This is a genomic window from Peribacillus sp. (assembly GCF_059453735.1).
On sequence record NZ_JAZVJO010000252.1, the window covers coordinates 1 to 2,682 of the forward strand.

3 protein-coding genes are annotated in these 2,682 nt (G+C 42.7%); all 3 read right to left on the reverse strand.

Annotation, left to right across the window (positions count from 1 at the left end; all coding sequences use genetic code 11):
• Positions 1–113 precede the first annotated feature (113 nt).
• The gene (locus tag AC52RT_RS07905; RefSeq protein ID WP_495540236.1) at positions 114–1,247 is read right to left on the reverse strand and encodes a bifunctional cystathionine gamma-lyase/homocysteine desulfhydrase; all 1,134 of its coding nucleotides are present in this window, start codon (positions 1,245–1,247) and stop codon (positions 114–116) included.
• A 1-nt stretch (position 1,248) separates the two neighbouring features.
• On the reverse strand, positions 1,249–2,172 hold the full coding sequence (locus tag AC52RT_RS07910; protein WP_495540237.1) for a PLP-dependent cysteine synthase family protein: 924 nt from the start codon (positions 2,170–2,172) through the stop codon (positions 1,249–1,251).
• A 74-nt stretch (positions 2,173–2,246) separates the two neighbouring features.
• Positions 2,247–2,682: 5'-methylthioadenosine/S-adenosylhomocysteine nucleosidase (mtnN, locus tag AC52RT_RS07915; protein WP_495540238.1), on the reverse strand; the 436-nt coding region annotated here is incomplete at its 5' end.

Sequence of the window (2,682 nt, forward strand, 5' to 3'; positions counted from 1 at the left end):
CTTTTCTCATGCTGCCAACACCTCTCTCATAAGCTAGTAATCTCATTCTAGCATAGATCAAAGGACCTATCTTGTGTAAATGAATGGGAATTAGCGTTATAAGAATATGACGCTTACTTTAAAGCGTTCTTCAGATCTTCAATCAAATCTTCACTGTCTTCGATTCCAACTGAGATACGAATCAAGCCGTCTGTGATCCCAAGTTCAGCACGGCGCTCTGCTGGAATTGATGCATGCGTCATCAACGCTGGAATAGAGATTAAGCTTTCTACTGCTCCAAGACTTTCTGCAAGCGTGAAGTATTGTACTTTGCTTAAAACGTCGGCTGCTTTTTCAGCACTTCCTACGTCAAAGGAAACCATTCCTCCAAAACCGCGTGCTTGTTTTTTCGCAATCTCATGATTGGCATGACTCTCGATACCTGGATAAAAGACATTTGTCACATTTTCATGTTCCTGAAGGAAATCAACGATGGCATGTGTATTTTTTTCTGTTTCTTCCATACGAAGTCCAAGTGTTTTAATTCCACGCATCAGCAACCATGAATCCTGAGGTCCAAGGACGCCTCCTGTGGAGTTTTGTACAAAGTGAAGATCTTCACCCAGTTTTTCGTCATTTACCACGACAAGACCTGCTACAACGTCACTGTGACCCCCGATATACTTCGTAGCACTATGAACAACGATATCGGCACCAAGCGTGATTGGATTCTGCCAGTAGGGTGTACTGAATGTATTATCGACCACTGTTAAAAGACCGTGTGCCTTCGCAATTTTTGCCGCACCTTCGATATCTGTAATTTTCAGCAGCGGATTAGTCGGTGTTTCGATAAATAACGCTTTTGTATTGTCTTTAATTTCTTTTTCGATATTAGCTAGATTGCTTGTGTCCACAAACGTTACTTGAATATCAAAACGATTCATCACTTTTGTAATCAAACGGAACGAACCACCGTATACATCATCTGTCATCAGAACGTGATCGCCCGACTTGAAGAGCATCAATACCGCTGTCATAGCAGCCATCCCAGATGCGAAGGCAAAGCCTCGTTCACCAGATTCAAGCTCCTTAATCAGTTCTTCTAAGGCATGACGTGTTGGATTGCCTGTACGTGAGTATTCATACCCAGTGTGATTACCTGGACCATATTGTTTATACGTGCTTACTTGAAAAATCGGGACAGAAACCGCACCGGTTTTTTCATCACCAAAAATACCACCATGAATCAGTTGTGTTTTCTTTTTCATTTTAAATTCCCCCTTGATAAATCTTTTTACTCATATAACGTTCGCTTGAATCTGGAAAAATAACCACGATATTCGTTCCAGCTTTCGCTTTTTCAGCTTCTTTCAGGGCTGCAGAAAAAGCGGCGCCCGATGAACTGCCGACAAGCAACCCTTCTTTTCTAGCAAGCTCTCCAACTAGATTGAATGCATCTTCATCAGAAACCGTGTATATTTCATTAAAATAGCTTACATCCATATACTCCGGTAAAAACTCCATCCCAATCCCTTCAGTCTTATGTGGACCTGACTCACCGCCATTTAAGATGGATCCAACTGGCTCTACAATCACGGTTTTAATTTGAGGATTTTGTTCTTTCAGAAAACGTGATGTACCCATGAACGTTCCGCCAGTTCCCGCGCCAGCAATAAATACATCCACTTCCCCATCGAGTTGTTCCCAGATTTCCGGGCCAAGCGTTTTGTAATAAGCGGCTGGATTAGCGGGATTAGCAAATTGCTGAGGACAATACGAACCGGGAATTTCCTGCAATAATTCTTGTGCCTTAGCAATGGCTCCCTTCATCCCCTCTTCAGTGGGGGTATGAATAACCTTTGCTCCCAGCGCTTTCATTAATTCCTGCTTTTCAGCAGAGAATTTCTCCGGCACACAAAACATCACGGTAATCCCTGAATGGATAGCCGCTAGTGCCAGCCCAATCCCAGTATTCCCAGCGGTTGGTTCAATAATCGTACCACCTTCAGCAATGTCTCCGTTTTCAATTGCAGCATGCAACAGCTCTCTACCAAGCCGATCCTTCACACTGCCGCCGGGATTGTAGTACTCAAGCTTAGCAAAAATCCGTACACCCTCAGGAAGTGAAAACTGAGTTATCTCTATGACTGGCGTTTCACCAATCATTTCATGGACATTACGATAAACTTTCATCCTATTATTCTTCCCTTCAATGAGCTAAAAAACAAACGATGCAAGAGAATAGTCTCTTGCATGTTGTGGTTTCCTTATCCTATATTAATGCGTTCGAGCATTTTTATGATCAGCTCTGCCGAATTACGACCAGCCGTTTCTAAAAATTCATCAAATGAAATATTCGATTCTTTACCAGCAATATCTGATAAAGAACGAATAACCACACAAGGAATAGAAAATTGGTAGGCGACCTGTGCAATGGCTGCTGCTTCCATTTCAACAGCATATAAATCGGTGAATTTCCCACGGACAAAGTCGACACGTACTGGGTCGTTCATAAATGAATCACCTGTCACAATCAGGCCCTTACCCACTTGAACCTCAGTAATTTCCTTTGCCGCTTCTTCAGCAATGCTGAACAATTTCGAATCAGAAACGAAAGCTGCCGGTAATTGCGGCACCTGCCCATATTCATAACCGAAAATAGTCACATCCACATCATGGTGACGGACTTCCGTTGAAATAACC